This window comes from Halobacillus litoralis (assembly GCF_009856445.1).
Classification (GTDB): Bacteria; Bacillota; Bacilli; order Bacillales; family Halobacillaceae; genus Halobacillus; species Halobacillus litoralis.
On the sequence record NZ_WMFA01000015.1, the window covers coordinates 44,339 to 50,396 of the forward strand.

At 44.2% G+C, this 6,058-nt stretch carries 8 protein-coding genes and 2 rRNA genes; all 10 read right to left on the reverse strand.

The features are described from left to right. Positions 1 to 40: 40 nt before the first annotated feature. Entirely contained in the window at positions 41 to 385 is a 345-nt protein-coding gene (gene yabA / locus GLW00_RS19410; RefSeq protein WP_160916831.1) for a DNA replication initiation control protein YabA, read from the reverse strand. 15 nt (positions 386 to 400) lie between these two features. Continuing rightward, on the reverse strand, positions 401 to 1,228 hold the full coding sequence (locus GLW00_RS19415) for a PSP1 domain-containing protein (protein WP_160916833.1): 828 nt from the start codon (positions 1,226 to 1,228) through the stop codon (positions 401 to 403). A 7-nt stretch (positions 1,229 to 1,235) separates the two neighbouring features. Then, positions 1,236 to 2,222, reverse strand: a complete 987-nt coding sequence (gene holB, locus GLW00_RS19420) for a DNA polymerase III subunit delta' (protein WP_160916835.1) — start codon at positions 2,220 to 2,222, stop codon at positions 1,236 to 1,238. A gap of 13 nt (positions 2,223 to 2,235) precedes the next feature. Then, a complete protein-coding gene (locus GLW00_RS19425) occupies positions 2,236 to 2,676 on the reverse strand; it encodes a YaaR family protein (protein ID WP_160916837.1) in 441 nt (146 codons plus the stop codon). A gap of 18 nt (positions 2,677 to 2,694) precedes the next feature. Next, positions 2,695 to 3,024 (reverse strand): cyclic di-AMP receptor DarA, encoded by a 330-nt coding sequence (gene darA / locus GLW00_RS19430; RefSeq protein WP_160916839.1) that lies wholly within the window; start codon positions 3,022 to 3,024, stop codon positions 2,695 to 2,697. Between the two features lie 54 nt (positions 3,025 to 3,078). Next, positions 3,079 to 3,708 (reverse strand): dTMP kinase, encoded by a 630-nt coding sequence (gene tmk, locus GLW00_RS19435; protein WP_160916841.1) that lies wholly within the window; start codon positions 3,706 to 3,708, stop codon positions 3,079 to 3,081. 2 nt (positions 3,709 to 3,710) lie between these two features. Then, positions 3,711 to 5,126, reverse strand: coding sequence for an aminotransferase class I/II-fold pyridoxal phosphate-dependent enzyme (locus GLW00_RS19440; protein ID WP_160916843.1), 1,416 nt, complete (start codon positions 5,124 to 5,126; stop codon positions 3,711 to 3,713). Positions 5,127 to 5,384: 258 nt separating this feature from the next. Further along, a complete protein-coding gene (locus GLW00_RS20755; protein ID WP_160916845.1) occupies positions 5,385 to 5,567 on the reverse strand; it encodes a sigma factor G inhibitor Gin in 183 nt (60 codons plus the stop codon). 167 nt (positions 5,568 to 5,734) lie between these two features. After that, positions 5,735 to 5,848, reverse strand: a 5S ribosomal RNA gene (gene rrf / locus GLW00_RS19450). A gap of 89 nt (positions 5,849 to 5,937) precedes the next feature. Continuing rightward, positions 5,938 to 6,058 (reverse strand): 23S ribosomal RNA (locus GLW00_RS19455); the annotation flags it as partial.

Consider the following 6,058-nt stretch of genomic DNA (forward strand, 5'->3'; position numbering starts at 1 on the left):
GCCCTTCCTCGAACGAGCAAGGAAAGGCTTGGACCTGGAATTATTTCTTTTTGTTTAAGAAAGATAAGCAAAACAGACAATCCTCATCTCTCGGGCTGCCAAAATGAAGATTACAAATATGAAAGCCTTCTTCGTAAAGCCTCGCGAGATTATCATAGCCTTCCCCGACGACTGCCCCTTTGTCCTGTTTGGAACTTGAGGAAGATTGTTCTTTTTCATTCTCTTTCTCTAACCGTTGTCGCAAGTGATGATTTTCAAGCGATAAATGCTGGTTTTCTTCTAAGAGATAGGCCAGCTGTTTTTTTAAATCGCCGAGCTGTTCATAGAGCTCACCGATTTGACTTTCAAAATGGGATACTTGTTCAAATATGGCTTTCTTCTTCACGCTCGACTCCACCCTTTATTCTGAGGCTTCGGTTTGAAGAACTCCTTCATCGATCAGCTCTTGCAGAGAGTATTCAAGGACGCGCTCTTTGTCGCGGAATTCAATCTGCACCATACGTTCGAGCATATTCAGTCCGACGACTTTTCCTTTACCAAAGGAGGTCGCAATGCTTTCACCGAGGTCAGGAAGCTCTTTCTTCGCATTTTCGTAATCATCATTTTCGTACTTGAGACAACACATTAAGCGGCCGCAAAGGCCAGAAATTTTCGCTGGGTTCAAGGATAAGTTCTGGTCCTTGGCCATTTTTATAGAAACAGGTTCGAAATCACCTAAAAACGTTGAGCAACAAAGCATCCGTCCACATGGACCGATCCCCCCGAGCATTTTCGCTTCATCTCTGACACCGATTTGGCGCAGTTCGATCCTCGTCTTGAAAACAGACGCAAGATCTTTGACTAATGTACGGAAGTCCACACGGCCATCAGCCGTAAAGTAGAAGATCACTTTATTACGATCAAACGTGTATTCGACATCCACAAGATTCATGTCCAATTTATGTTCACGGATTTTCTTTTCGCAAACCCGGTAAGCTTCTGCGGCGTTGTCTTTGTTTTCATCCACCGTCACTTTATCTTTATCATCTGCCATACGGATGACTTTTTTAAGAGGTAAAACAACGTCTTCTTCATCTATGGATTTATTAGCAATGACAACTTTTCCGAATTCGATTCCGCGTACGGTTTCAACGATGACATAATCGTCCGTCGTCATCCGCAATTCCCCCGGATCGAAATAATATACCTTACCCGCCTGCTTAAATCGGACACCTACAACTTCGATCATTCGATCATCACCTCTGTAGTTGAAGGGTAAGTTGTTCCATCACTAAATTAGGATGGACATTTTGATTTATCTTTCGTTTCGCCTCAAGAATATCCGTTAAGCTTCGTGCTGCTGACTGACGTGACCAACGCATCGCTGCCTGGTTCAAATTCTCTCTCTCTGTCGTGAAAATGATCGATTCTTCCCGGTCCAAAAGTTGGTTGATCACATCTTGGAACCAGAGCATCAATACATCCAGACCACGCTGCAGCTGCGTTCGCTCTTTGAAATGAGGCATCCACTGATGGTTGATAAACAAAAGTCCTTCATTTGGTTTATTTTGAAGCACTTCAATTAATTGTATCACTAGTTTTCGCACATTCGCAAACCACTCATCTTCATTCATCTCGAGGGCTTCTGTCAAATTATTCGTTAAGGATGACAAAAGTCTCGCATTCGATTCTGAGACTCCTTCTTCCACCAATTTTTCCTGCACACGCCTTGGATTCAGCGGCTGAAAGGCAAGCAATTGACAACGCGACCTGATGGTATCCAGTATGGTCGGACCACTTTCGGTCAGTAACATCGCGGTCGTCTGCTGACTCGGTTCCTCCAGAAATTTTAATAATCGGTTCGAAGCGTTGACTGTCATCTTTTCTGCATCGACGATGATATAGACTTTTCGGTTTGACTCCATTCCTGTATACGTAAATTCTTTTTGTAAATGGAGGATTTGTTCTTTTTTGATGGATTGTCCCTCAGGTTCTATCCAGTGCAAGTCTGGATGATTCCCTGAATCAATCCGGTGACAATCCCTGCAGCTTTGGCAGGGCTCCGCGCCTTCTCTGTTTTTGCAGAAAATACTTTTCGCAAAAAGAATACTCATTTCCCTTTTACCGGTCCCGCGATTCCCCTGGAACAAATAAGCGTGGGAAATCCGGTCCTTTTTGAAGCTGTTCATCAGCATTTGGGCAGCTAGAGGCTGGATGTCTTTCATTTGTGTCCAAGTCTGCATACTACTTCCGTCCTTACGTATATAAATTAATAAGCAAACCTTTGATTTCACCAATCAGCCCAAGCAGATCAACCGTTCGCTTTTCCTGATCCATCACTGCCTCTGTCAGTTCAGACAGCTTCTCATCAACCGATTCCACTATCGTCAACTTTCGAGTCTGTCCATGTGCATTCCAACTATGCGAATGCTTCAGGTTCATTCCATATTGGACGGACTCTTTCATGAAGTCTTTGATAAGACGTTTATATTTAGCCAGATCACGGAAAGACCGAGCTCTTGCCACCCGCTCCCCCTGTGCCGTGATACTACTCATCAGCCTGCTCAATTGGGCTTCTTGCAGCTGCCGGGATTGGGACTGCACCATCGCATCAAAACCAGGCTTCCCGTTCGTCTGGAGGGAAGAGTGTCTTTTTGCTGCCTCCATCTGTGTCCGTATTTCTTGATTGATTTTCATACTTGAACCCCTTCTAAGTTAAAACTGAAAAAAGGAATCAACCGGCAATATAAATACAGTCGCTCCCCCTACCTCGACCTTTACGGGTTTGGGAATGTAAGAGTCCGCATTTCCCCCCATCGGCGAAATGGGAGCAACCATCTGTTCACGCTGGCTGCAATTATCTTTAATAATATCTAAAGCATCGTCCACTTGATCATCATCACAACCAATCATGAACGTTGTATTTCCTTCTCGTAAGAATCCACCTGTCGTTGATAGTTTGGTCGTTTTAAAATTATTTTCTGCTAAGGCATCCGTCAAACGACTGCTATCTTTATCCTGAACGACCGCAATGATCATCTTCATGCAATCATACCCTCCTGTTGGGTGTTTTCTCCTATTATAACAAATGGATGGAAATTATGATGGCAAGTGACCGCTTAAAACGCGATACGCATCTTTTTTCACAGATTCGAACTCCTGATCGGCATCAATAACACAGATGCGGTCCTTATTTTGCTCAGCCAATCGTTGGTAGGCATCATAAACTTTTTCATGAAAATCGATATGTTCAAGGTCGAGACGATTCTTCTCTCTTCCCTGATTCGCAGCAATCCTCTTCAACCCTCGTTCAGGTTTGATGTCAAACAACAACGTCAAATCCGGCATATGATCATCAATGGCGAATTGGTTGATTTTAAAAACTTCCTCCATACCAAGACCACGTGCTGCTCCCTGATAGGCAAGGCTGGAATCTACAAACCGGTCGCAAAGCACGATTTTTCCTTCTTTCAATGCAGGGATGACTTTCTCTACGAGATGCTGCCTGCGTGCCGCGGCATAAAGCAGAGCTTCAGTACGGCCATCCATTTCTGTATGTGAAGGATCAAGGATCACTTCTCTTATTTTTTCTGCGATGCGTATTCCTCCCGGCTCTCTCGTTACTAGAACGGAATACCCTTCCTCTATCAAATCTTTTCCGATCTCTTGCAGGATGGAAGATTTACCAGCTCCATCGCCACCTTCGAACGTTACAAACAATCCTTTCACATCTATTCTCCTTTAAAAACAAGGACACCTTGTTCCATGCCTGTATTTTGAAAGCGTGCCCCCTGACTGGACAGGGCACGCACCTGAGCTATATGTTGATCATCCCAGCGCTCCCCCTTCAAGACTAATGGAATGCCTGGTGGATAGGGGATGATCGCTTCTGCTGCGACGTACCCTGCAGCTTCTTGCCAATCCACTCTCTCCACGTCCATTCTCTGCATGAGCGAATAGCTGAATTCCAGCTTTTGAACCGCTGGAAATTGGATTTGATCCTCTATTATTGTAGCACGGTTTGTTTGCTTTTTTAATTGGGAATCCAAGGTCTTCAACCGGTCCTCCAATAACTGTACATCCAAACTCGGGGCGAGTCCAAATACGAGTAGAACTTGATCTGTCGTTGCAAGCTCCGGTACGATTCCCACCGCATCCAGAGCCTCCGCCCATTCAAACCCGGTTCCGCTTAGAACCTCGAGCGTAAGCTTCAACGGATCATCCGTAGTTTTCACAGTCCAATAATTATAAGACTGGAACAAGGCCTTTACTTGATCCAAGAATGAAAACAAGTCCTCCTTTTCCGAGGGCTTCCATGCAGCTAAATAAGCTCTAGCCACGTCTAAACTCGCCATCAGTGGATAGGAAGGGCTGCTCGACTGGAGCATTTGTAAATAATGACGAATTCGGTTCAGATCGATCCTGTCACCTTGGACATGAAGGAACGAAGCCATCGTCATCGCAGGTGCCATTTTATGGGCAGACTGAGCCACACCATCTGCGCCTGCAGCTAAGGCAGCCTTTGGGAATGGGGATCCGAGCTGAAAATGGACGCCATGAGCCTCATCAACCAACAGCGGAATACGGGACCTATGAACAACTTCTGCAATTTTCTCCAGATCATACGTCCTTCCAAAGTAATCCGGGTAGGTCAAAAAGACAGCTTTACTGTCAGGGTAGTCCTTCAAAGCTCTTTCGACGTCTTCGGCAGAAACGTGGCTATGCCGGCCAGTTTCCTTTTCATATCTTGGAGAGATGAATACAGGGGATGCACCCGAAAGTTCGAGTGCATTCAGTACAGACTTGTGACAATTCCTCTGCACTATAATCTCTTCCCCTGGAAGACAAACGGATAAAATCATAGCTATATTGCCGACCGTTGTCCCATTTATCAAGAAAAAGGTATGGTCACATTGGAAAAATTCGCTCGCTAACTTTTGAGCTTCCCAAATCACACCTTCTGGAGCATGCAGATCATCCAGTCCATCCACTTCTGTAGCATCCAATTGTAAAATGGATTGAAACGTTTCAGAGGCCTGCTTTTCAAACACCTTTCCATACTTATGACCAGGGACATGAAAAGATAAAGGATCTCGTTCTATATTCCGTTTAAGCGCTTCGTAAAGCGGCATATATGTAGAGTTCATATCAATCACCTTCTTCCATGTTCAAGCTTACATAAATAGCCACAGACAAGCAATACACACATCGCCCTTGAACAAAGGCTCCGTCTCTGATGGACTCAAAGCATATAAATAAAATAGTTAGAGTAACGTTCCCAGTCCGTTACGCAGTACACATGGGTTTAGCTCAAGTGGACGTTCCCTTTTTAGTCAATAAAAAAATCCACCCTGCAAACAAGGGTGGATGTGTATTCTTCTTCATAGCTGCTACGCTCATTTATATTAAGACGGAATCATAGAACGATGGGCTTTGGCCATACGTTTAACAAAGTATTCATATTTCGGGTCATCAGCAGGTGTGTCAATCATCTCTTCCTCACAATCTTCACAAATAAAAACTCGTAATAGATAAATTCCCTTTTCTGTTTCTCTCTCGCAAATACTGCAATGATCTTTACGGCTCACTCGTTCTCCTCCTCTCTTTAATCATGAAGCCTTTACACTTAGTATCTCCGAATCTATCAACCTTATACATTAAATTTAAAGAAAATAGATTTCAAATAGAAGAGGTGAAGAGAGTTTTAATACAAAACAAAAAATCTTCAGGAATAAGTCCTGAAGATTTCAAAATGACGTGGCGGCGTCCTACTCTCACGGGGGTAAACCCGACTACCATCGGCGCTGAAGAGCTTAACTGCTGTGTTCGGCATGGGAACAGGTGTGACCTCTTCGCCTTCACCACCACATCAATATAAAGTTTGAGGTGAACCCTCAAAACTGGATAAGGAAACATCTTGTTTGAAAAGCAACGTTCTTCACGAATGATTAAAATCAGATAGATAAGTCATCGATCCATTAGTATCCGTCAGCTCCACGTGTCACCACGCTTCCACCTCGGACCTATCAACCTCATCGTCTCTGAGGGATCTTATTTGCTTAAAGCAAAGGGAAATCTC

Bases quoted from the DNA above. Each gene is read 5' to 3' on its own strand.
- GLW00_RS19415 (WP_160916833.1), bottom strand. From the start codon at position 1,228: ATGATCGAAGTTGTAGGTGTCCGATTTAAGCAGGCGGGTAAGGTATAT.
- holB (WP_160916835.1), bottom strand. From the start codon at position 2,222: ATGCAGACTTGGACACAAATGAAAGACATCCAGCCTCTAGCTGCCCAA.
- GLW00_RS19425 (WP_160916837.1), bottom strand. From the start codon at position 2,676: ATGAAAATCAATCAAGAAATACGGACACAGATGGAGGCAGCAAAAAGA.
- darA (WP_160916839.1), bottom strand. From the start codon at position 3,024: ATGAAGATGATCATTGCGGTCGTTCAGGATAAAGATAGCAGTCGTTTG.
- GLW00_RS19440 (WP_160916843.1), bottom strand. From the start codon at position 5,126: ATGAACTCTACATATATGCCGCTTTACGAAGCGCTTAAACGGAATATA.